Origin of the sequence: Cribrihabitans pelagius (assembly GCF_048820915.1) — a bacterium.
In the GTDB taxonomy this organism is placed as follows: Bacteria; Pseudomonadota; Alphaproteobacteria; order Rhodobacterales; family Rhodobacteraceae; genus Cribrihabitans_A; species Cribrihabitans_A pelagius.
The window spans coordinates 289,222-310,341 of sequence record NZ_JBMERR010000001.1; the positions used below are offsets into that span (position 1 = coordinate 289,222).

The 21,120-nt window shown below is 69.4% G+C and carries 18 protein-coding genes; 5 read left to right on the forward strand and 13 right to left on the reverse strand.

Features of this window, described 5'->3' with window-relative positions:
* Position 1 precedes the first annotated feature (1 nt).
* Together phnL and ACOHX0_RS01335 are read left to right on the forward strand one after the other, a co-directional pair.
* Positions 2-685 (forward strand): phosphonate C-P lyase system protein PhnL, encoded by a 684-nt coding sequence (gene phnL, locus ACOHX0_RS01330; RefSeq protein WP_420674818.1) that lies wholly within the window; start codon positions 2-4, stop codon positions 683-685.
* A 77-nt stretch (positions 686-762) separates the two neighbouring features.
* The gene (locus ACOHX0_RS01335; RefSeq protein ID WP_420674819.1) at positions 763-1,251 is read left to right on the forward strand and encodes a phosphonate metabolism protein/1,5-bisphosphokinase (PRPP-forming) PhnN; all 489 of its coding nucleotides are present in this window, start codon (positions 763-765) and stop codon (positions 1,249-1,251) included.
* On the opposite strand, the gene ACOHX0_RS01340 is transcribed toward ACOHX0_RS01335, so the two are convergent.
* The gene (locus ACOHX0_RS01340; RefSeq protein WP_420674820.1) at positions 1,233-1,916 is read right to left on the reverse strand and encodes a DUF1045 domain-containing protein; all 684 of its coding nucleotides are present in this window, start codon (positions 1,914-1,916) and stop codon (positions 1,233-1,235) included. The genes ACOHX0_RS01335 and ACOHX0_RS01340 overlap by 19 nt on opposite strands.
* A 50-nt stretch (positions 1,917-1,966) precedes the next feature.
* Here ACOHX0_RS01340 and ACOHX0_RS01345 point away from each other — a divergent pair, with 50 nt between their 5' ends.
* Positions 1,967-3,109 carry an alpha-D-ribose 1-methylphosphonate 5-triphosphate diphosphatase gene (locus ACOHX0_RS01345; RefSeq protein ID WP_420674821.1) on the forward strand — a complete coding sequence of 381 codons (1,143 nt, stop codon included), beginning with the start codon at positions 1,967-1,969 and terminating at the stop codon, positions 3,107-3,109.
* Positions 3,110-3,224: 115 nt separating this feature from the next.
* Here ACOHX0_RS01345 and ACOHX0_RS01350 read toward each other — a convergent pair whose 3' ends face one another.
* Genes ACOHX0_RS01350 through ACOHX0_RS01380 form a run of 7 tightly spaced genes read right to left on the reverse strand, consistent with a single transcriptional unit; the run spans position 3,225 to position 9,744 of the window.
* A complete protein-coding gene (locus ACOHX0_RS01350) occupies positions 3,225-3,704 on the reverse strand; it encodes a class I SAM-dependent methyltransferase (RefSeq protein WP_420674822.1) in 480 nt (159 codons plus the stop codon).
* Positions 3,701-4,462 (reverse strand): polysaccharide deacetylase family protein, encoded by a 762-nt coding sequence (locus ACOHX0_RS01355; RefSeq protein ID WP_420674823.1) that lies wholly within the window; start codon positions 4,460-4,462, stop codon positions 3,701-3,703. The genes ACOHX0_RS01350 and ACOHX0_RS01355 overlap by 4 nt, the downstream gene beginning before the upstream one ends.
* A complete protein-coding gene (locus ACOHX0_RS01360; protein ID WP_420674824.1) occupies positions 4,459-5,595 on the reverse strand; it encodes a glycosyltransferase family protein in 1,137 nt (378 codons plus the stop codon). The genes ACOHX0_RS01355 and ACOHX0_RS01360 overlap by 4 nt, the downstream gene beginning before the upstream one ends.
* Positions 5,592-6,182: a histidine phosphatase family protein gene (locus tag ACOHX0_RS01365; RefSeq protein WP_420674825.1), complete on the reverse strand. Its 591-nt coding sequence runs from the start codon at positions 6,180-6,182 to the stop codon at positions 5,592-5,594. The genes ACOHX0_RS01360 and ACOHX0_RS01365 overlap by 4 nt, the downstream gene beginning before the upstream one ends.
* Positions 6,179-7,267 carry a glycosyltransferase family 4 protein gene (locus ACOHX0_RS01370; protein WP_420674826.1) on the reverse strand — a complete coding sequence of 363 codons (1,089 nt, stop codon included), beginning with the start codon at positions 7,265-7,267 and terminating at the stop codon, positions 6,179-6,181. The genes ACOHX0_RS01365 and ACOHX0_RS01370 overlap by 4 nt, the downstream gene beginning before the upstream one ends.
* Before the next feature lie 6 nt (positions 7,268-7,273).
* The gene (locus ACOHX0_RS01375) at positions 7,274-8,518 is read right to left on the reverse strand and encodes a glycosyltransferase (protein ID WP_420674827.1); all 1,245 of its coding nucleotides are present in this window, start codon (positions 8,516-8,518) and stop codon (positions 7,274-7,276) included.
* Complete coding sequence (locus ACOHX0_RS01380) at positions 8,515-9,744, reverse strand: glycosyltransferase family protein (RefSeq protein WP_420674828.1); 1,230 nt, start codon at positions 9,742-9,744, stop codon at positions 8,515-8,517. Before ACOHX0_RS01380 ends, ACOHX0_RS01375 begins: the two co-directional genes overlap by 4 nt.
* Before the next feature lie 421 nt (positions 9,745-10,165).
* On the opposite strand from ACOHX0_RS01380, the gene ACOHX0_RS01385 reads away from it, so the two are divergent.
* Positions 10,166-12,532, forward strand: coding sequence for a mechanosensitive ion channel family protein (locus ACOHX0_RS01385; RefSeq protein ID WP_420674829.1), 2,367 nt, complete (start codon positions 10,166-10,168; stop codon positions 12,530-12,532).
* 337 nt (positions 12,533-12,869) lie between these two features.
* Here ACOHX0_RS01385 and ACOHX0_RS01390 read toward each other — a convergent pair whose 3' ends face one another.
* Genes ACOHX0_RS01390 through ACOHX0_RS01410 form a run of 5 tightly spaced genes read right to left on the reverse strand, consistent with a single transcriptional unit; the run spans position 12,870 to position 20,100 of the window.
* A complete protein-coding gene (locus tag ACOHX0_RS01390) occupies positions 12,870-14,216 on the reverse strand; it encodes a CoA transferase (protein WP_420674830.1) in 1,347 nt (448 codons plus the stop codon).
* Positions 14,213-15,367, reverse strand: a complete 1,155-nt coding sequence (locus ACOHX0_RS01395) for an ABC transporter permease (RefSeq protein WP_420674831.1) — start codon at positions 15,365-15,367, stop codon at positions 14,213-14,215. Before ACOHX0_RS01395 ends, ACOHX0_RS01390 begins: the two co-directional genes overlap by 4 nt.
* Entirely contained in the window at positions 15,364-16,392 is a 1,029-nt protein-coding gene (locus tag ACOHX0_RS01400) for an ABC transporter permease (protein ID WP_420674832.1), read from the reverse strand. Before ACOHX0_RS01400 ends, ACOHX0_RS01395 begins: the two co-directional genes overlap by 4 nt.
* The gene (locus ACOHX0_RS01405; protein ID WP_420674833.1) at positions 16,392-18,326 is read right to left on the reverse strand and encodes an ABC transporter substrate-binding protein; all 1,935 of its coding nucleotides are present in this window, start codon (positions 18,324-18,326) and stop codon (positions 16,392-16,394) included. Before ACOHX0_RS01405 ends, ACOHX0_RS01400 begins: the two co-directional genes overlap by 1 nt.
* The gene (locus tag ACOHX0_RS01410) at positions 18,319-20,100 is read right to left on the reverse strand and encodes an ABC transporter ATP-binding protein (protein WP_420674834.1); all 1,782 of its coding nucleotides are present in this window, start codon (positions 20,098-20,100) and stop codon (positions 18,319-18,321) included. Before ACOHX0_RS01410 ends, ACOHX0_RS01405 begins: the two co-directional genes overlap by 8 nt.
* Before the next feature lie 279 nt (positions 20,101-20,379).
* Between ACOHX0_RS01410 and ACOHX0_RS01415 the strand changes: the two genes are divergently transcribed.
* A complete protein-coding gene (locus tag ACOHX0_RS01415) occupies positions 20,380-21,045 on the forward strand; it encodes a TetR/AcrR family transcriptional regulator (RefSeq protein ID WP_420674835.1) in 666 nt (221 codons plus the stop codon).
* Positions 21,046-21,120 lie beyond the last annotated feature (75 nt).

Below are 21,120 nucleotides of genomic sequence, written 5' to 3' on the forward strand. Positions count from 1 at the left end.
GATGATCGACCTTGAAAATGTCTCCAAGAGCTTCACCCTGCACAATCAGGGCGGCGCGGTGATCCGGGTGCTGGAGGGCGCGTCGCTGAAGGTGGCGCCCGGCGAATGCGTGGGGCTTACCGGCGCCTCCGGAGCAGGAAAGTCCACGCTGATGCGGGTGATCTACGGCAACTATCTGGCAGCCTCGGGGCGGGTTCTGGTGGGCGGCACCGATGTCGCCCGTGCCGCCCCGCGCGAGATCCTGGAGCTGCGCCGCACCACGCTGGGGTATGTCAGCCAGTTCCTGCGCGTGGTGCCGCGGGTGCCGGCGCTGGAAGTGGTGGCGGAGCCGTTGCTGGCGACCGGCGTGTCCGCCGCCAAGGCCAGGGACAAGGCCGCGGGGCTGCTGGCGCGGCTGAACATTCCCGAACGGCTCTGGGGGCTGAGCCTGACCACCTTCTCGGGCGGCGAGCAGCAGCGGGTGAACATCGCACGCGGCTTTGCCTACGACTTCCCGGCGCTCTTGCTGGACGAGCCGACCGCCAGCCTTGATGCCGGGAACCGCGCCGCGGTGCTGGAGCTGATCGAGGCAGCGCGGGGGCGCGGGGCCGCGATTCTCGGGATCTTCCACGACGCCGGGGCACGGGAGCGGGTCTGCACCCGTTTCACCGATGTGTCGGACTTTGCGCCGGGGGTGGCAGCATGAGTGCTGGCAGGGAGACGTTCCGGAAAAGCCCGGTGATCGCCGTTGCCGGCCCTTCCGGCGCGGGGAAGGACAGCCTGATGCTGGCCCTGTCCCGGGCGCGCCCGGGGCTGCGCCGGATGCGGCGGGTGATCACCCGGGTGCCGGAAGCGGGCGGCGAGGACTACCGCGCGGTGGGCGCGGCGGAGTTCTCGGCCCTCGTTGAGACCGGCGCCTTTGCGCTCAACTGGCAGGCGCACGGGCTGCACTACGGTGTTCCGCTGGAGATCGAGACCCTTCGGCAGGGCGCGGCGGGCGTGCTGGTGAACCTGTCGCGCGCGGTGCTGCCGCAGGCGCAGGCGCGGTTCGGCAACCTCATCGTGCTCTCGGTCAGCGCCGCGCCCGAGGTCCTGGCCGCGCGGCTGGCGGCACGCGGCCGCGAGGCGGGGGCGGCGCTGGAAGACCGCCTGGCGCGGGCTGCAAATCCGCTGCCGCCGGGCCTCTCCCGCGTGCATGAGATCGACAACAGCGGCCGCCTGGAAGATGCGGTGGCCGCAGCGCTCACGGCGCTTCAGCTGGAGAGGGGGTAGCGGTGGATCAGGCGGAACCTTCCGTCCGGCGCTTCGCCGACCAGCGCCAGATCGCGGATCACCAGCGGCGCGGGAACCAGCGGCAGGAGCTGCGCCTCCAGCGCCGCTTCCACCGCGGGCAGCCCGGACTTGGGCAGCTTGCCGGTCAGCGTGATGTGGAAGCGGAACTGGTCCAGCACGTAAGGGTAGCCCCAGCGGGTGAGGTTTTCCTGCTGCGCCGGGGTGAGCCCGGCGGCGCGGCGGCGTGCAACCTCGGCCTCGGAGGCGGGGGCGCGGAAGCGGTCGAGCCCTTTCACCCATTCGGCCGCCAGCGCCTTCAGCGCGGCCTCGCTGCTTGCCGGGCGCAGCGCCAGAAAACGGCCCATCCGCGCCAGCCGCAAACCGTCAAGCGTTACCGGCGCCTGGCGCGCGGCAAGCGCGGCGCAGGCGTCATTCAGCGCGGCGAGGCTTTCGCCAGCTGCCAGTTTCATCGGCGGCTTGATGGTGGCGTGCAGCCCGTACTTGCGCGGCGTCGCGCTCAGCTCCACCACATCCAGCCCGGCGGCCTCGGGATGCGGCAGCACCTCCCCCGCCTCCAGGTCCCAGCCGAGCCAGGCGGAGGCGAAGCGGCACCATTCCGCCGCCCGGGGCGGCACGTAATAGATCGCGTAGCGCGTGAATGTCACACTGGCCTCCTAAGCGTGGCCTTCCATAGCTCGAAAGATGTGTAGCCCAGATGACAGAAGAGTTGATCCTTGCCAATGCCACGCTTGTCCTGCCCGAGCGCCTGAGCCGCGGCAGCGTGAAAATTGCCGGCGGCCGGATTGCCGCGCTGGACAGTGGCGCCGCGGTGCCTGCGGGCGCGGTGGACTGCGAGGGCGATTTCCTCTGCCCCGGGCTGGTGGAGCTGCATACCGACAATCTGGAGCGCCACATCCAGCCGCGCCCCGGGGTCGGCTGGCCGCATGGCGCCGCGCTGCTGGCGCATGACGCGGAGCTGGCCGGCACCGGCATCACCACGGTGTTCGATGCGATGCGGGTGGGGTCGATCCTGCGCAAGGAAAGCCGCTATGGCGCCTATGCGCGGGAGCTGGCGGGCGAGCTGCTGGCGCTGCGCCAGACCGGCGCGCTGAAGATCTCGCATTACCTGCACCTGCGCGCCGAGGTCTGTTCGGACACGCTCGTGGAGGAGCTGGAAGCATTCGGTCCCGAGGACCGGGTTGGGCTGGTCTCACTGATGGACCACACGCCGGGGCAGCGGCAGTTCCGCGACCTCTCCAAGCTGGAGGCCTATGTGAAAGGCAAGCACGGCTTTGATGATGCGGGATTTGCCGCGCATGTCGCGCATCTGAAGGCGTTGCGCGAGGCCAATGGCGACCGGCACGAGACCGCTGCGGTGGAAGCGGCGGCGCGGTTCGGCGCGGTGCTGGCGAGCCATGACGACACCACCGCGGAGCAGGTTGCGGTCTCGGCGGGGTATGGCATCCGGCTCGCGGAGTTTCCCACCACGGTGGAGGCGGCGCGGGCCTGCCGGGCGGCGGGCATCAAGGTAATGATGGGCGCGCCGAACCTGATCCGCGGCGGTTCGCACTCCGGCAACGTGGCGGCGGCGGAGCTGGCAGGGCTGGAGCTTCTGGACATCCTTTCGTCGGACTATGTGCCTGCGGGGCTGTTAATGGCGGCGGTGAAGCTGGGCGAGCAATGGGGAGACATCGCGCGGGGCCTTGCCACCGTGACCCGGGCGCCGGCCGATGCAGCGGGGCTCGGCGACCGCGGGCGCATCGCGCCGGGCTTGCGTGCGGATCTGATCCGCTTCCGTCTGTGCGGCGGGGTGCCCGCCCTGCGCGGGGTCTGGAGCCGCGGCGCCCGGGTGGCGTGAGGCGCCGGCGGGGATCAGCCAAGACCGGTCTGCCAGGCAGCGAACGGGGAAAGCGCCCGCCCGCCTGGGCGCGGGCGTGCGCTGCCCGGCTGCGCCGGGCGGGGCGGGGCGGGGCTCAGCCCGCGCGGTAGAACATGTAGCGGCCGGGCTGGATGCCCTCGGGGCCTGCGATTTCCTCGAAACCCGCGAGCGGCTGGCCCGAAACGATGATCCCGCCCGGCGCCATCACTTTCGCGATTGCGGGCGACAGCGCGGCGGCCTCGGCCACGTCCTTTTCCTTCACGCCGAAACCGAAGTCGTAATGTGCGAGCGCGATCCGGTGGCCGGAAGCGGCAAGGCGGTCGAGCATCGGCCGCGCTTCGCCCTGTAAAAAGTCCTGCTCGGGCGGCACGCAGGAGGGGTGGCATTGCAGCACCCGGTCGATCACCCAGACGCGGCGGTCCGGCAGGATTTCGCGCAGGTGGTCGTAGCTGCGGCCGTTGCCAAGCCCCATGTCCAGCGCGTCGCCCGCGATGGCGGCGCTTTCCCTTGCGGCCCAGTTCAGCCCGTCGCGCTGGGCGGTGAGCCGCCGCAGCATGGACTCGAGACGGCTCATGCGCTCATCCTTTCGTCATAGATCCAAGCCTCGCCCGGACCGGCCAGCAGCCGCGCGGCCAGGGCCCCGGTGAATTCCCAGACCGCATCGTCCTGCGCCAGGTGGTGGGTGAGCAGCCCGTAAGGCTCGCCATTGTCGGCCTCGCCCAGGCGGCGGTCGCGCAGCTGGCGGGTGACCTGGCGGATCAGGTCTTCCGGCGGCAGCAGGCCGCGCCCGGCGTGCCAGGCGATGGGGTCGAGATGCGCGTTCACCCTGAGCAGCCCCGGCGCGGGCTTGGCAGCGCTGCGCGGCGTGAAGGTGGAGATCGCGGTAAAGCCGGCGCCCGCAAGCCAGGGCAGCATCTGCGCATCGAGCCGGTTCCAGGGCGGCACGAACATCGGCCGCAGGCTGGCGCCGAACAGGTCCTGCAAGCGGGTCAGGCCGCGCTCTGCCTCCTCCAGCAGCACGTCCAGCGGGCGGTGGGGGCCGAACTCGGCCTTCTTCTCGCCCGCGGGGGCGTGGTTCTGATGCGCCCAGCCATGCACCACCGGGATCAGCTGGGGGGTTTCGGCGGTGAACCGGGCGAGATCGGGTGTGGCCCCCTGCGGGATGACCGCCAGATGCACGGGCAGGTCCAGCGTCTGCGACAGCGCGGCGAGCCGGTCCAGCTCGGGTGATTGCGCCATCGCGTCATCGTCGCGCCACCACAGGGGCAGGGTCTTCCCTGCCGCCTGCCATTGCGCCAGCTCCTTATCCAGCTCGCTCCAGTCTGGTGTCATGCACATCCCCCCAGAAGTCCCGCAGCAATCTCCACCGTCCGGGCAGCGCCGTCAAACTGGAAACCGCCCGAAGGCCGCCCTGGGGCTTGCATGGCCGCCTTGAGCGCAGCGCATAGGTGATGGGGGGTGAGTTCCGCCGCTTTCACCACGGCGATCCCGTCCAGCGGAGCAAGGCTCTGCGCGCGCAGCGATTGTTCGGTTTCGCCGCCGGCATCGAAGGGCACCAGCACCGCAGGGGTGCCCGACTGCAACAGGTCGAGCGCGGTGTTGTAGCCGCACATGCTGACCGAGGCGGCAGCACCTTCCAGCATCTGGCGGAAATCGGGGCGCGCGGGCTCCAGGATGGCGGGGGAGGGGCGCTCGCTGAGCGCCTTGATCCTCGCCGCCGCATCGCTGCCGCCGACCAGCAGCCGCCAGCGGTGGTCCGGCATCAGCCGGGCGGCCTGCTGCGCGCAGGCAAACAGCGCATCGCCCACACCGCCGCCGCCGGCGCTCACCAGGATCTCACCCTTGCCCGCGCCTTCAGGGTGCGGCGCGGCAGGCGCAGGCGCGACATAGCCGGTGTAGTGCAGCTTCTCCGCCAGCAGGGGAGAGACCGGCCAGCTTGCCTCCAGCCGGGTGGCGGCAGGGTCGGAATGCACCAGCACCGCGTCGTAATGCGCGGCGATCACCGCATCGGCGGCCTCGGCCTTTTGCGGCTTGGAGGGCGGGGCGAGGATGTCGCGCACCGAGGCCAGAACCACCAGCCGGCGCGGCAGGGTGCCCGCGGCCTCCAGCAGTGCCAGGAATTCCGGCGCGAGGGAGCGGCGGCCGAAGGGGTAGAGCTCGGTGATCAGCACATCAGGCTGCATGTCTTCAAGGGCCGCGCAAAGTGCTGTGCGGCGGCGGGCGAGGTATGCCCCATCGGCCAGTGCTCCGCTCTCGCCCAGGAGCCGCGTGAACGCCACCCCATCCGAGCGCAGCGGCGGCAGCTGCACCAGATCAACGCCGGTGCTGTCGAGCTGCGGCGCCGGGAAGCCGCCGGAGGCGACGCGCACGGCATGGCCCTCGGCGGCAAAGGCGCGGCCGAAGGTCAGTGCCCGCGACAGGTGCCCGGTGCCGAGGAGGTGGGTGACGGCGATCAGCACCTTCATGCCGCATCTTCCTTGCGCAGGAGCCGGACCGGCTCCTCCCAGGGGGTGAGGCTGCGGTCCGCGATTTCCACCACGAACAGACGGTTGCGCTTGATACGAAAGGGCGCGGGGCCTGCGAAATCCCAGCCGTAAGCACGCGCCAGGATCATCCGCATGATGCCGATATGGCAGACCGCGACCGTGTCCTGCGTAAGGCCCGCGAGCCAGGGTTCGATGCGCGCCCAGACCTCTGCCGGGCTCTCGCCGCCGGGCGGGCGGTAGTCCCAGCCCCAATCCTCGATATCGCGAAAGCCGCTTTGCGGTTCGGCTTTCAGATCGCGGCCGTGCAGGCCCTCCCACTCGCCCCAATTCATCTCGGTCAGCTCCGGTGCTGTGTGCGGCGCGCGGCCTGCGACCAGCCGCGCGGTTTCCGCCGCGCGCAGGAGCGGGCTGGACCAGAGCGCGGCTTTGTCCCAGGGGGCGGGGAGGACGTAGCCTGCGAGCTCGGCCCGAGCGCCGCCGTCCAGCGGGATGTCGCTGCGGCCCTGGATGCGGCCCGCGCGGTTCCAGGCGGTATGGCCGTGGCGCAGGAGGGCAAGTCGGATCATCGGGAGGTCTCCAGAAGCGGGGTGACAGTCTGCCAGAAGCGGCGCGCGGCCGCGGGGAGGAGGTGGGTGTTTGCGATGAAGGCGCGGGCGGCGGTGCTGCGTTCCCTGCGCAGCTCCGGGCTCGCGATCAGGGCCGAGGCCATTGCGGCCAGCGCTGCGGGGCCGTCCTCGGGCGCGGGGTAGCGGCCAGGCAGCAGCACGTCGCGCACGCCGGGCCGGTCCTGCGCCACCACCGGCAGCCCATGCGCCTGCGCCTCCAGGTAGACCATACCGAACGCCTCGTTCACGCCGGGCCACAGAAAGAGGCTCGCGCGGTTGTAGGCAGCGGCGAGATCTTCGCGCGAAAGCTGGCCGAGGAAACGCACGCGGTCCCCGAAGGGCGCCATCAGGGCCTCCACTCCGGCGCGCGCGGGGCCGCCGCCTGCGATTTCCAGCTTCCAGTCTCCCGGGATACGCGCCAGCGTTTCGGCGATCAGCCGGTAGGAGGCCAGCTTGTCCCCCGCCCGCATCATGCCTGCCGCCAGCATCGGGCCGTTCAGGGTTGAAGGCGCAGGCAAGGCAGCGAGCGGCAGGAAGGGCGGCAGATGCGCCACGGCCTGCGCGCCGCACCGGTCGCGCTCCAGCGCGAAGCGGTCCTGTTCCGTAAAATAGAAAACCGCCGCGGCGGCATCCGCGGCGTCATGCGCGGCCTCGGCGAACCCGGCCCAGGGGCCGGTTAGGCGCTTCTTCGCGCGGGTCGACTCGATCTGCACGTAAGGGAGGCCGCGGGCGCGGGCGACGGCGGGGCCGATCAGGTCGGGGGCCTTGTAGTAGTTGTGGTAGGTGATCCAGAGGTCGGCGGCGGGCAGCTCCGCGGTCAGCCGCGCCACCTCCGCCGCGGCCTGGGCGCGCAAGCCGGCCTGCCGCGCCGCATCGCCCGCCTTGTCGTAGATCCTGAGTTCCGAGGCCAGCAGCACCTGCGCGCCGCTGGCGGTGAGCATCCCGGCAAGGGCGCGCGCCATCTCGCGGTCGCCGGAGGGCACCGGGTGATGCGGCGGCTTCATCGGCGCGTAGAAGGCAACCCGCTTTCCCTCCCCGGCGGACATGGCGCGTCAGCCTTGCCCGATGAGCGCGTTCAGCCGCAGCGACAGCTGCGCGATGCCGGGCGCCATGCCGAAGCCGCTGCGCAGCCGCTTCAGCGCGGCTGCGGCCATCGCGTCCAGCGCGCGCGGGTGGCGTGTCGCGTAGAGCAGGCTTTCGGCCAGTGCTTCGGGCGCGTCTTCGCTCAGCAGGCCGTGCCGGCCGTGGGTGATGAACTCGGGGATGGCGGAGACCGGGGTGGAGAGCACCGGCAGGGCTTGCGAGGCCGCCTCCATCAGCACGTTCGGCAGCCCGTCGCGGTCACCGTCCGAGGCCACCCGGCTTGGCAGCACAAACAGGTCGGCAGCGCGCATCGCGTCGATCACCTCGGGCTGGTCGCAGGCGCCGCGCCAGGTGATGCGATGGGCGATGCCCGCATCCTCGGCCATGCCTTCGAGCAGCTCGCTCATGCCGCCGCCGCCGATATGTGTCCAGTGCCAGTCCAGACCTTCGGGCAGCAGCGCGAGCGCCGCGATCAGCCGGTCGAAGCCCTTCTTTTCCACCAGCCGGCCGACCGACAGGAAGCGCATCGGATCCTGCGGCTGCCGGGGCGCGCGCGCAGGCGGCGCCGGGAAGCGGGAGAGGTCGAGCCCGTGGTAGACCAGATCGATCCGGGCGGGATCGCCCGCCAACTCCTGCAGGTGCTTGGCGCCAAAGCCGGTGCAGGTGGCCCCGAAGGCGGCGCCGTGACCGCTGGCCGAGAGCTTCTCGCGGATCTCCCAGTCCGGCGAGGTCCAGATGTCCTTGGCATGGGCCGAGAAGCTCCACGGCAGGCCGCGCATGATCGCGGCATAGCGCGCCACCGAGGACGGCGTGTGCAGGAAATGCGCATAGAGCCCAAGCACTTCAGCGGGCATCTCGGCGGCCAGAACACAGGCCTGGCCGAAGCGGCGGATGCGGTTCGGGGTGGCATCGCGGCGCAGGTCGGCGCGCCAGATGCGCCAGGCCTCGCCGTACCCCGGCATAGACTGCGCCGCGGCGCGGGCGCGCCAGACCCTTTCGGGTTCTTCGTAGAGGTATTCCGGCAGGTAATGCACCCGCGCCTGCAGCTGGTCGTGCAGCGGATGGCGCTTGATGTCGGTGGGGTGGCGCAGCGACCAGATCTCAAAGGCATGGCCGGCCGCCTCGAGCGCCACCAGCTCCTGCGCGATGAAGGTCTCCGACAGGCGCGGCCAGCCCTTGACCACCACTGCGAGCGGCGGGCGGCGGGCGCTCATGGCAGGGCCTCGCGCCGCGGCTGGGTGGCGAGCAGCGTCTCGATCCGTCCGGTCACGTAGTCGAGCCCGTCCAGCAGCCCTTCGGAACCGGCAGCCGAGGGCGGCGCCTGATGCGCCAGCGCGCGGATTGCCCGGGCCATCGCCTCCGGCGTCCAGCCGTCGCGGGCCTCGTCCAGCATCGCGGTCAGCCCCAGCTGCTCGGCCCGGCTGGCGCGGATCCACTGCTCCAGCCGCGGCGTGGTGCGCGGCACGATAACCGCAGGCTTGTCGAAGGAGAGCACCTCGCAGAACGTGTTGTAGCCGCCCATGCAGACCACGCCTTGAGCGCCGGCAAACAAGGTCTCGATTTGGGAATCAAAGCCTACCGCGGTGACCCGCCCGCCGAGCCGCGCCACCCGGGCCTCGAAGTCCTCGCGGGTCTCGCCCGACAGGAACGGCCCGTAGACCAACAGCGCGCGGGGTTTGAGATCCGGATCCGCCTCATAGGCCGACAGCGCCAGGTCCACCATCATCGCCCCGTCGCCGCCGCCACCGGGGGTGACGAGGATATAGGGCTGCGCGGGCGGGTCGCCCGCCGGGCCCAGCTCGCGGCGCAAATACCCGGTCCAGTGCATCCGCGCCTGCACCTCGGGCGGCAGCGGCAGACCGGCGGCGGGGTCGTAGATGCCGCGCTGGCCGTAGACCCAGATCTCGCCGTAGAAATCGCGGGTCGCCGCCACAGCGCCCTTGCGCTCCCACTCGGCGGCCAGCACCGCCGGCTCGTCCAGCACGTCGCGCAGGCCCAGCACCATCCGGCAATGTCCGCGTGCCTTCAGCCCCTCCAGCGCCGGGATCAGCTCGCCGCGGAAGCCCGTCGGCTCCTTGTCGGCGATCAGCACATCGGGGGCGAACTGTTCCACTGTGGAGCAGATCAGCGCCGCGCGCAGCTCGGTGGTTTCCTCGATGCTCATGCCCATGGTGCGCGACGCATAGGAGCCGTCGGCGCGCTTGATCACACCGGGCAGGCGCACATGGTCGACGCGGTTCGGGAAGGAGAAGCGCCCGGCCACCGGCGATCCGGTCAGGATCAGCGCCGAGGCATGCGGGTTGGCGGCGGTGATCGCGCCCGCCAGCGCCCGCGAGCGGCGCAGGTGGCCCAGCCCGAAAGTGTCGTGGCTATAGAGCAGGATGCGGGGCCCGCGCGCCCGCGGAGCGGCTGCCGGGGTCGAAGTGCCAGTGTCGGTCATCAAGAAACCTGATCGGATGAGAGGGCAGTGCGGCGCAGCAGGCGGGCAGAGGAGCGGACAGGGACCCGGACAGGCGCGCGGGCCTGCAAACGGGCAGGCAGCCTTGTGCCGGCGGTTGCGCCCGGGCGCTTGCTCCTGTGCTCGGCCATTGTCCGCCTCGAATTCTGCGGGCCCGGGCCGGCATCGGCGCGGGCGTTGTCGGTGGGTCGTGCTGCTGCCTGCCGCAGCCATGGGCTCCAAGACCGCGTGATCCAGCGGCTGGCGCCCGGCAGACGGCGTCCAGGCGTGTATAGCTTCTGCCCCGCGCGCTGGCAATCGCCGGCGCCTGCGCGGCAGCGCACATGAATTTGCGCACGCGCTATTTGCGCAACGCCCGCAGCATGGTCTAATTTGACACAGGTTTCCAAACGGATAGGCCCCCATGCTGCATGTTCTCCTCCGGCTTCTGCTTTGCGCCGCGCTTGCCATGGGTCTTGCCGCTCGCGCCGGCGCACAAGAAAATGATCCCGCCGGAGCCGAGGCGCTGGCGCAGGCGATCGAACAGGCAGCGGCGCGCGGCACCGGGGTGATCGTGCTGGACACTTCCGGCCGGGTGCTGGCGGCGCCGCCGGAGACGCCCCCTGCAACGCAGCAGCCAGCCGCCGCCGCCGCCGGCACAGAGGCCGGTGCGGGCGGCGGCGCGATGGAGCAGCCCTCGGTGCTGATGCGGGCGCAATCGCGGATCCGCACTTTCCGCAGCGAGCTTACCAGCCGCCTGGAGGCGCTGCCCTACTCGCTGTTCGAAATGCGCTACATTCTGCGGCAGACCAGCCCGGACGGGCGCATCATGACCTATGTTGAAGTGGTCGGCTGGAATGTGCTGTTCCTGTTGGCGGGGCGCTGGCTGTCGGTGCAGGTCTACGGCAAGCGCATCGCCAAGCGCCATGTGGTGGCGCGCATCAAGGAAGATCCGAAAGGCTACCGCGAAAAGATGCCCTTCCTGGTGTTCCGCTTCCTAATGGGGGTGGGGGCAACGCTGTTTGCGATGATCTTTGCACTGGCGCTGTCCTATCTGCTGTTCGGCCCCTCCGGCGACAGCTCGGTGGAGCTGACGGTGGCCGCGGTCTATACTGCCTACTTCCTGGCCAGCACCGTGTCGGATCTGTGGCGCATGGTGCTGTCGCCCTATCTGACGCAATACCGTATTCCGGTGTTTTCCGACCGGGACGCGCGGCGGCTCTACCTCTGGGCCTCGGCGCTCGCGGCCTATGACATCTGCGCGGTGCTGTTTGCCACCTGGGTCGGCGATTTCGGGCTGAACTACAACGTCTACGCACTGCTCTACGGGCTGCTGGCGCTGGTCGGCACACTGGGCAACCTTCTGATGGTGCTGGTCAACGGCCGCGCGATCTCCAATGCGATCCGGGCCGGGCGGAACCTCTCGGACTGCGCCTGGCTGCTGCGGGTGCTGTCGCTGGCCTGGGCACCGGTTGTGATGGCTTACATGGTTTTCGGCTGGCTGAAGCTCGCTTTCGACCTGGTGCTGGAGGCCGAGGTGCCGGTGCCGGTGATGGCGGGCAGCTACCTGGTGCTGACCTCGATCCTGGTGGTCTACGGCGTGATCGGCTACGCGATCGAGCGCTACTTCGCCCGCCGCCCCGCCGCCAAGGCTGACGTGCCGGACGCGGAAGCAGGGGAGGCCGGGGCGCTGGATAGCGGGTTGGAAGAGGCGGACACCCCGCCGCCGCCCCGCCACCCGATCGCCAGCTACGAGGACCTCGCCCGCCGCCTTGCGGGCATCCTCGCCTTCGTGGCGGGGGCCTATGCGCTGCTGGTGGTCTGGAACCCCGAGGCCGCCTGGATGAAAACTGCCGCCGCCGAACGCGCCATCGACGTTACCGTGATCCTGTTCATCGGTTACACGGTCTACCACCTGTTCCGGATCTGGATCGACAGCAAGATCGACGAGGAGGGCGGCGACTTGCCCGCGGGCGAACTCGGCGACGAAGGCGGCGCGGGCGGGGCCAGCCGCCTGGCGACGCTCTTGCCGCTGTTCCGGGGCGCGATCCTCGCCGTGGTGCTGGTGTCGATCGTGCTGATCGTGCTGCTCGAGCTGGGCGTCAACGTAAGCCCCCTGTTTGCCGGCGCGGGCGTTGTCGGGCTCGCCGTCGGCTTCGGCTCGCAGGCGCTGGTGCGCGACATCTTCTCGGGCGCCTTCTTCCTGATCGACGACGCCTTCCGCAAGGGCGAATACATCGACATCGGCGACGTCAAGGGCACGGTGGAAAAGATCTCGGTCCGCTCGTTCCAGCTGCGCCACCACCTCGGCGCGCTGCACACCATCCCCTTCGGCGAGATTAAGGTGCTGACCAACTACTCCCGCGACTGGGTGATGATGAAGCTGCCGCTGCGGGTCACCTATGACACCGATGTGGAGAAGGTGCGCAAGCTGATCAAGAATCTGGGCCAGGAGCTGCTCGACGATCCGGTGATCGGCGCCAATTTCATCCAGCCCCTAAAGTCGCAGGGGGTGATCGAAATGCAGGATTCGGCGATGATCATCCGGGTGAAATTCATGACCAAGCCGGGCGATCAATGGCTGGTGCGCAAACGGGTTTACCAGGAAATCCGCGAGCTCTTTGCCCGCGAGGGCATCAAGTTTGCGCACCGCGAAGTGACGGTGCGGCTGGCCGCCGACCAGGCGGAGGACGCCACGCCCGAGCAGAAACGGCTTGCCACCGGCGCGGTGCAGGCGGCAATCGACGAGGATGCGTTCGACCTCGACGGCAGCGGCGAGCGCGAGGCCTGACCCGCACCGCTCCCGCCCCCGCCCGGCCCGCTGACGCGCACCGCGCGGCGTTGGGCCTGGCGCCGCGCTCACGCGCGGCGGCGCCTGTGGCCACTTCCCGGAAGACCAAATCGCCGGAGGCTTCTTCTGGCCGAAAATATCCCGGGGGAATTGGCCGCAGGCCAAGGGGGCAGTGCCCCACTGTCCAGTCCGGCCGGGCGGAGCGCTGCCGCAGGCGAAGGCCGGTCCGCGCGGCCCCGCGCCGGTTTGCGACGGCAAGCGGGCAGCCCCGATTTCCTCTTGCCAGAAATATCCCGGGGGGAATTGGCCGCCAGGCCAAGGGGGGGCAGCGCCCCCGCTACCCGTCCCACTCCGGCGCAGCGCTGCCGCAGGCGGCGGCGGGCCGCGACCAGTGCATCCCGGTGCCTGTGAGGGCGAGCGGCGGGCGCAGGCGGCGGCCGGGACCCCAGGAGGTGTCTTCCACAGCATCGGCGTAGTCGGCAGGAGCGGCTCCGTCGATCTCCGGCCCCTCGGGGCGGGCATCCAGCGCCGAAAGCTCTTCAGCAGTGCGGGCGAGCGAGAGCCGGGCAGCCGGAACCGGCGCGCCGCCGGCGGCTGCGGACAGCGCCGAGAGCACCGCCGCGGCCATCAGCCAGCCGGTGGCGTGGTCCAGCGCCTGCACGGGAAGCGGCACCGGGCGGTCCGCGCCCGCCCAGGCGCGACCCGTGTCGGCAATGCCGCAGCTCATCTGCACCAGGCTGTCGAAGCCGCGGCGGCCTGCCCAGGGGCCAGTCCAGCCGTAGGCGTCGAGCGTGACCTCCACCGCATCCGGAGCGATCCGGCGGCGTGTGTCCTCCCCGTAGCCCAGCCCTTCCAGCGCGCCGGGGCGGTAGCCGTGCACCAGCACGTCGGCCTGCGCCAGCAGCGCCTCGAAGCAGGCGCGGTCCTGCGTTGCGGTGAGATCCAGCGCTGCCATGCGCTTGCCGAGGGAGATGTCGGGGATCACGCCGGGCTCGTCCCAGCCGGGCGGGTCGATGCGCAGCACTTCGGCGCCGAAACCCGCCAAGGTGCGGGTGGAGACCGGCCCGGCCAGCACCCGGGTGAGGTCCAGCACCCGCAGGCCCGCCAGCGGCCGGGCGGCGGTCGCCTGCGGCCGGTCGCGCAGGAGGAGGGCGCGGGGGCTGTCCCAGTGGATCAGCGGCTCGGCCGCGGCCGCCTCGCCTTGCGGATGTGCCAGCCACTGTGCGCGGCTGCGCAGGGCGGCAGCGGCGCCGCCTTCGGCCACGATGGCGGCCTCCAGCGCGTCCGCGTGCCAGCGGCGTGCCGCTTCGGTAACGGCGGCGGGCTCGGGTGCGCAGTCCAGCACCCGCAGCGCGGCCGTCCGGTGGGCGGGCAGGTTGGTATGCAGGCGGATGCTGCCATCGGTGGTCTCGTAGACGCCCGCCAGAGGGTCCCAGGGGCCGGGCATCCGCCAGCCTTCGGGGCGGAAGCTGAAGCCGAACCAGAGCGCGGCGAGGCGCCGGTCCACCGTCACCTCCGGCACTTCCGCAACCAGGTTCAGCGCCCGCATCAGCCGGGCCAGCTCCAGCCCCGCCGCGGCAACGGAGCGCTCTGCCAGCGCGCTCACTGCGAAGGCGCTGGGCAGGCGGCCCTCGCCAATCACCTGATAGGCGTCCGGCGCGGGCAAGGCAGACAGATGCGTCATTGCTGGTAGGGGTCGAGGCTGTCGCGCAGCCCGTCGCCGAGGAAGTTGAACGCCAGCACCACGATCACAATCGGAAGCATCGGGATTGCGGTCCAGGGGTAGATCTCGATCGAGGCGAGGTTCTGGGCATCGTTCAGCATCACCCCCCAGCTCACCGCAGGCGCGCGCAGGCCAAGGCCGAGGAAGGAGAGCGCGGTTTCCCCCAGAATCATCGCCGGGATCGACAGCGCGGCGGAAGCGATCAGGTGGCTCATGAAGTTGGGCAGGAGGTGCTTGCGGATCACCCGGCCCGAGGAGGCCCCCATCATTTCGGCCGCGCGCACGAACTCTTCCTCACGCAGGGACAGGAACTTGGCCCGTACCGCGCGCGCGAGCCCGGGCCAGTCCAGAATGCCGAGGATGATTGAGATGATGAAGAACACCGCCACCGGCGACCAGTTCGACGGCACCGCCGCCGAGAGCGCCAGCCACAGCGGCAGCTCGGGCAGGGAGCGTAGGATCTCGATCACGCGGTTGATCACCCAGTCGGTCTTGCCCCCCAGATACCCTGCCAGTGCGCCGAAGAAAATGCCGAGCACGAAGGACACGGTAATGCCGATGAGACCCACGGTCAGCGACAGCTGCGCGCCATAGAGGATGCGGCTGAACACGTCGCGGCCGAGCCGGTCGGAGCCCCAGAGGAAGATCGGGCTGCCGTCGGGGGAGCAAAACAGATGCGTGTCCGAGGGGATCAGCCCGGCGAGCTGGTACTCGCTGCCCTCACAGAAGAACTTGAGCCGCTGCGGGTTCTCCAGATCGGGCTTGAACACCCACTGGAAGGTCTCAAGGTCCGCTTCCGAGGTCATCGGGTAGATATAGGGGCCGATGAAGGCGCCCTCGTGGAAGAAGTTGACCGACTGCGGTGGCGAGAACAGGTGCTCGCTGTGGCGCTGGTTCGGCCCGTAGGGGGCAATGAAACCCGCAACCGGCAGGAGGAGGTAGCAGGTCAGCAGGAAGATGCCGGAGATCAGCCCAAGCCGGTGGCTGCGGAACTTGCGCCAGACCAAGAGCCAGTTCGGCGCGTCGAGATCTTTGCGCTCCAGCTCGCGCAGCGCCGCCTCGGGATCATAGGGCGCATCGTCCACATAGCGTCCGTCGGGCAGCCTGTTCATGCGCGCCGCCCTTCATAGCGGATGCGCGGGTCAAGCAGCATCAGCAGCACGTCCGAGACCATCGTGCCGATCAGCGTCAGAAGGGCCACGAACATCAGCACAAAGCCTGAAAGGAACATGTCCTGCGTCTTCAGCGCGGTGAGCAGGGTGGGGCCGATGGTCTGCAGCCCCAGCACCACCGAGACCAGAACCGAGCCCGAGATCATCGCAGGCAGCAGGTTGCCGATGTCTGCGACAAAGGGGTTGAAGGCCACCCGCAGCGGGTATTTCGTCAGCATCCGCGACGGGCTCAGCCCCTTGGCAATGGCGGTCTCCACATAAGGCTTGCCCAGTTCGTCCAGCATATTGGCCCTCAGCCGCTGCATCATCGCCGAGGCGCCGGCGGTGCCGATCACGAAGGTGGGCACGATCAGGTGGGTGAGGATCGACTTCATCTTCTCCCAGTTCATCGCCACGCCTTCGAACTGCGGGTCCATCAGCCCGCCGATCGGCAGGTCGAACCAGCGGTGGCCGTAGTAGAACAGGATCAGCGCCAGCAGGAAGTTGGGCGTCGCAAGGCCGAGGTAACCGACAAAGGCGGTGGTGTAATCGACCCAGGTGCGCGAGCGCGCCGCCGCGATCACCCCGAGCGGCAGCGCCACCACATAGACAAAAAGCACCGCCGCCAGGTTCACCAGCACGGTAAGCCAGAGACTGTCGCCGACGATCTCCGCCACCGGGCGGTCGAATTCGAAGGACCAGCCGAAATTGCCCTGGATCATGCCGGAAAACCCGTGCGGGCCGGGCATGAAGCCCATCCAGATCATGTATTGCTGCCACAGGGGCTTATCGAGCGCATATTCGCGGCGCAGGAATTCGGCCTTGTCGACGCCTGCGGACTGCCCCGAGGCCCTGAGTTCGGCGATCTGGTTCGACAGGTAGTCGCCGGGCGGCAGGTTGATGATGACGAAGACCAGCACCGAAACCGCCAGGAGCGTCAGCAGCATGGTGCCAAAGCGGTAGAGGGTGTAGCGCAGGATCTCCATCAGCCGTCGCCGTCCTCGAAGAAAAACTCGTCCGGCCGGTAGATGCCGAAATGCGCTCCCGGATCCCAGGCCCAGAGGCCTTCCTTGGGCACATTGCGCAGGCGGTTGCTGACCACCACCGGCTGCGGCGCGGCGGCGACGATGCCGATGGCATAGACCTGGTCGGCGTGGATCTCCAGCATCTGCCGCCAGACCGCGGCTCGGGCCTCGTCGGTGGTGGCGTTGTTCCACTCCTCGTTGAGCCGCATCAGCTCCTGCGCCGGTTCCATGTCGGGCGGCTCGCCCGCGGCGCCGCCGGTCTGGTAGTACTGGCCCCATTTCGGCCAGGACAGGAACACCTGATCGGTCGGCGCCAGGTAGATCGGCGAGGTATAGGCCTGCGGCAGCCCGTTGTCCCAGCCGTACCAGGCCGAGGCCATGGTGGTGCCGGAGAACACCCGGTTGCGCAGGATGTCGCGGTCCAGGGGCCGCATCACCAGCTTGACCCCGACGTCGCGCCAGTCGTCGGTGATGATCTGCAGCGCGTTCTCGACCTCCTCGCGCTCACCCGCGGTCTCGATGATCAGCTCCATCTTGCGCCCGTCCGGCAGGCGGCGGATGCCGTAGGCGTCGCGCTCGGCCAGCCCCGCTTCGTCCAGCAGGCGGTTGGCTTGTTCCGGGTCGAAGCTGGCCCAGGCATCGCGCAGGGCCGGGTCGAAGAGCGCGCTTTGCTCCAGCACGGTCATCGCGCCGGGTTCCGCAAGATCGAAATACAGCGCCCGGTTGATGGCCTTGCGGTTGATCGCCAGCGACAGCGCCCGGCGCACCCGCACGTCGCGCAACAGCGCGCGCCAGACCGGATCGTTGGAATTGAGGTTGGGGTAGATCGCGATCTGCGAGGCGGCACCGCTCTTCCACAGGTAGGTGGTGTAGCCGGCCCCGTCCTTCTCCCCCTTGCGCAGGATCGGAATGTCGCGGAAACCCAGCCCCCGGGCCTGCAGGTCGGTCTCGCCTGCGTTGGACTTGGCCGCGACCAGCCCGGGCGCCACGATCTCCATCTCCACCGTGTCGATATAGGGCAGCTGCACGCCGCGGCTGTCGATGCGGTGGAAATAGGGGTTGCGCACGAAATTGTGGCGGATGCGCTTGCCGGGGGAAGCGTTGATCCAGGGTTGCAGCGTGGGCAGCGCGTGATTGTCGAACTTGTACATGTTGTCGTACTTGTTGTGCAGCGCGGCCCAGCTTTTCACGCGGGTGTACTCGACCTCCTCGGCCAGGGTTTCGGGCGCGGCGTAATCGGCGTGGAACTGCTTGAGATAGGCAGAAGGCCGGTAGATGAAGGGCGGCCGGGCTTGGGCCAGCAGATGCAGGAAGCCGGGGTTGGGGTCCTCCCACTCGTAGATCACTGTGGCGGCGTCCGGGAAGCTCGCCTGCGGCAGTTTGCCGTTCACATGCATGAAATCGGGCGGGCCGACCGGGCTCAGAAGCGGGTTGTTGGCGACATCTTTCCACCAGTACTCGAAATCGGCCGAGGTGAAGGGCGAGCCATCGGACCATCGGTGGCCGGGGCGCAGCTTCAGCGTGTAGCGGCGGTTGTTCTCGTTCTCGAAGTCCAGCAGGATGTCGGGCTTGAGCTGAAAGCCCTCGTCATAACCCGCGAGCCTTGCATAGCCGTAAACCACCATCTGGCGGATGTCCTTGGAGCGGGTGACCATGGTGTTGAGTGTGCCGCCCTGCACGCCGAATTCGCGGCCCTTGGCCGCCAGGTCGACCACCAACGGCACCTCGGGCAGGCGTTTCTCGACCGGCGGCATATAGCCCGCCTTCACCTCGGTCGCCCAGAAGCTGCTTTCCTGCGGCTCCGGGCTCTGCGCGGCGGCGGCGAGGGGCGCCAGGCAGCAGGCGGCCAGAATGGGCAGAGACTTGGCCAGGAGTGTCTTGGGGAAATCAAGCATGGCAACGTACCTTGTGGCCGGGTTCCAGGTGCCGCAGGTTCACCAGCGGCGGGGCCTCGGCGCCGGTGAAGCGGAACTGCTCGGGCCAGCATTCGGGTGCGCCCGCGCCTTGCGCCACCAGTTTCAGGTCGATGGGCCGGGCCGGGTCCGGCTCCGGCTGGGCCGCGATCAGCGCCTTGGTGTAGGGGTGCTGGGGGTTGTAGAACAGGGTTTCCGGCGGCGCCTGCTCGACGATCAGCCCGCGCCGCATCACCGCCACCTCATCGGCGATGCGCGCCACCACCGCCAGATCGTGGCTGATGAACAGATAGGACAGGTTCTGCCGGTCGCGGATCTCTTCCAGGAGCCGCAGGATCTGCTCCTGCACCGATACATCAAGGGCCGAGGTGGGTTCGTCGCAGACGATCAGCGAGGGCTCCAGCATCAGCGCCCGCGCAATCGACAGCCGCTGCCGCTGGCCGCCGGAGAAGGCATGCGGGTAGCGTTTCAGCATGTCCGGCGGCAGCCCCACCAGCCGCAGCATCTCGGCTGCCTTCTCGCGGCGTTCGGCGCGGGTGCCGATGCCGTGGATCTCCAGGGGCTCCACCATCGTGTTCTGGATCCGCATCCGCGGCGACAGCGAGGAATAGGGATCCTGGAACACCATCTGCGCCTGGCGCTGGAAGGCGGTGCGCTGGGCGCGGTCCATCGCGTGCACCGCTACCGGCTCCGCGCCCTTCTCCGGCCGGAACAGGATTTCGCCGCCTTCATCCGGCGGCTCCGCTCCCAGCGCGATGCGCGCCGCGGTGGTCTTGCCCGAGCCGCTTTCGCCGACGATGGCCAGCGTCTCCCCGCGCGACAGGCGCAGGTCAATGCCGCGGCAGGCGTGGATGCGCACCGGTGCCTGCCAGCCCTTGCCGGCTCTCAGCGTATAGGTCTTGGAAACCGCTTTCATCTCCAGGATCACGTCTTCGCGGCCGGGCGGCACGCCGACCACGGCCTCGTCCGGGATCTCGGGCGCGGCGTCGAACAGCGCCTTGGTATAGGGGTGCGCCGGGGCGCTCAGCAGCGCCTCGGTGCTGCCCGCCTCCATCACCCGGCCCCTGTGCATCACCACCACCTGCTCGGCCATGTTGGCAACCACGCCAAGGTCGTGGGTGACCAGGATCATCGCCATGCCGGTTTCGCGCTGCAGCTCCTTCATCAGACCCAGAACCTGCGCCTGGGTGGTGACATCGAGCGCGGTGGTCGGCTCGTCCGCGATCAGCAGCGCCGGGCGGGCCACCATTGCCATCGCGATCATCGCGCGCTGCCGCATGCCGCCGGAGAGCTCGAAGGGGTAGGATTTGTAGATGCTCTCGGGGTCCGGGAAGCCGACCCGCTCGAAACACTCCAGCACTATCTTGCGCGCCGCCTGGCCGCGCTTGCCGCCGTGCAGCCGCAGCACTTCCACCACCTGGTTGCCGATCCGGTGCAGCGGTGACAGCGAGCGCATCGGCTCCTGGAAGATCATCGAGATGGTGTTGCCGCGGATGTCGCGCAGCTGGCGCTCGTCCACTTGCAGCAGGTCCAGCTTGTCGCCATGCCGCTCCAGCAGCGCGCGCCCCGAGCGGATCTGCGCCGTGCGCGGCAGGATGCGCAGCACCGCGCGGCAGGAGATCGTCTTGCCCGAGCCGCTCTCGCCCACCAGCGCCAGGGTTTCGCCCGGCTGCACGGCAAAGCTCACATCGCGGACGACCGGGTCGTCCTTGCCGAAGCCGATGCTGAGATTTTCGACAGACAGCAGCGGGCGCATTCAGCCCCGCCCGCCCGCCGGATGCGCGGCGCACATGATCCGTTGGCTCCCCTGATTTTTGCATCACCTTCGCGCGGGGCGGGTTCATTAGTCAAACCCCAATTGGACAGAGGCCGGTGGCGAAAGGGAAATTTGATGCCGGATTGCTGGCAGAGAGGGGTGCGGGCCGTCACATTCACGTGACGCTCCGGGAGACTTTGGGCGTGCCGTATTTGCCGTCTTGGCCGGGGCGGGCAGGAGCAGTAGGAAGAAAAGGCAACAGAAGGCGAGGGGCGGCCGATGGCGCAAAAACCTGTTCTGCACCGGGACAACCCGGAGGCCGAGCCGCTGGTCGGCAACATCAAGGTGACGCGCGGGGATTGGCTTAACGTCGCCATGGACGTGCTGATCTCGGACGGGGTGGAGCAGGTGAAGGTGCTGGCGCTGGCCGAGCGGATGCAGGTCTCGCGCTCCTCCTTCTACTGGTATTTCAAATCGCGCCAGGACTTGCTGGACGCGCTGCTGAAAACATGGGAGCAGACCAATACCGCGGGCATGGTGGCCCAGGCCGAGGCGCCGGCCGCGACCGTCACCGGCGCAGTGCTGAACGTCTTCCGCTGCATCGCCAACCCGGCACTTTTCAACACGGCGCTGGATTTCGCGGTGCGCGACTGGTCGCGCCGCTCGGGCAAGGTGCGCAGCCTGATGGACCGCTCCGACGCCCGCCGGGTGGCGGCGCTGACCGCGATGTTCGCCCGCTACGGCTGCCCCGAGCGCGAAGCGGTGACGCGGGCCAAGGTGCTCTACTACATGCAGCTCGGCTACGACATGGCAGAGCCGAACGAAAGCTACACCCACCGGCTGGAGATGACGCCGGAATACCTGAAGGTCTTCACCGGCCAGGAGCCGCAGCCGCAGGAGATGGCCGAGTTCACCGAGTTCACCCGCCGCCACTGGGACGTTTGACCCGGGAGGCTTTTCCGACCGGAGAGCACGTCTTCGCCTGCCGCGAACAACAAGCCGCGCATCGCCGCCGCGCGC

Bases quoted from the DNA above. Each gene is read 5' to 3' on its own strand.
- phnL (WP_420674818.1), top strand. From the start codon at position 2: ATGATCGACCTTGAAAATGTCTCCAAGAGCTTCACCCTGCACAATCAG.
- ACOHX0_RS01335 (WP_420674819.1), top strand. From the start codon at position 763: ATGCTGGCCCTGTCCCGGGCGCGCCCGGGGCTGCGCCGGATGCGGCGG.
- ACOHX0_RS01345 (WP_420674821.1), top strand. From the start codon at position 1,967: ATGACAGAAGAGTTGATCCTTGCCAATGCCACGCTTGTCCTGCCCGAG.
- ACOHX0_RS01350 (WP_420674822.1), bottom strand. From the start codon at position 3,704: ATGAGCCGTCTCGAGTCCATGCTGCGGCGGCTCACCGCCCAGCGCGAC.
- ACOHX0_RS01355 (WP_420674823.1), bottom strand. From the start codon at position 4,462: ATGACACCAGACTGGAGCGAGCTGGATAAGGAGCTGGCGCAATGGCAG.
- ACOHX0_RS01360 (WP_420674824.1), bottom strand. From the start codon at position 5,595: ATGAAGGTGCTGATCGCCGTCACCCACCTCCTCGGCACCGGGCACCTG.
- ACOHX0_RS01365 (WP_420674825.1), bottom strand. From the start codon at position 6,182: ATGATCCGACTTGCCCTCCTGCGCCACGGCCATACCGCCTGGAACCGC.
- ACOHX0_RS01370 (WP_420674826.1), bottom strand. From the start codon at position 7,267: ATGTCCGCCGGGGAGGGAAAGCGGGTTGCCTTCTACGCGCCGATGAAG.
- ACOHX0_RS01375 (WP_420674827.1), bottom strand. From the start codon at position 8,518: ATGAGCGCCCGCCGCCCGCCGCTCGCAGTGGTGGTCAAGGGCTGGCCG.
- ACOHX0_RS01380 (WP_420674828.1), bottom strand. From the start codon at position 9,744: ATGACCGACACTGGCACTTCGACCCCGGCAGCCGCTCCGCGGGCGCGC.
- ACOHX0_RS01385 (WP_420674829.1), top strand. From the start codon at position 10,166: ATGCTGCATGTTCTCCTCCGGCTTCTGCTTTGCGCCGCGCTTGCCATG.
- ACOHX0_RS01390 (WP_420674830.1), bottom strand. From the start codon at position 14,216: ATGACGCATCTGTCTGCCTTGCCCGCGCCGGACGCCTATCAGGTGATT.
- ACOHX0_RS01395 (WP_420674831.1), bottom strand. From the start codon at position 15,367: ATGAACAGGCTGCCCGACGGACGCTATGTGGACGATGCGCCCTATGAT.
- ACOHX0_RS01400 (WP_420674832.1), bottom strand. From the start codon at position 16,392: ATGGAGATCCTGCGCTACACCCTCTACCGCTTTGGCACCATGCTGCTG.
- ACOHX0_RS01405 (WP_420674833.1), bottom strand. From the start codon at position 18,326: ATGCTTGATTTCCCCAAGACACTCCTGGCCAAGTCTCTGCCCATTCTG.
- ACOHX0_RS01410 (WP_420674834.1), bottom strand. From the start codon at position 20,100: ATGCGCCCGCTGCTGTCTGTCGAAAATCTCAGCATCGGCTTCGGCAAG.
- ACOHX0_RS01415 (WP_420674835.1), top strand. From the start codon at position 20,380: ATGGCGCAAAAACCTGTTCTGCACCGGGACAACCCGGAGGCCGAGCCG.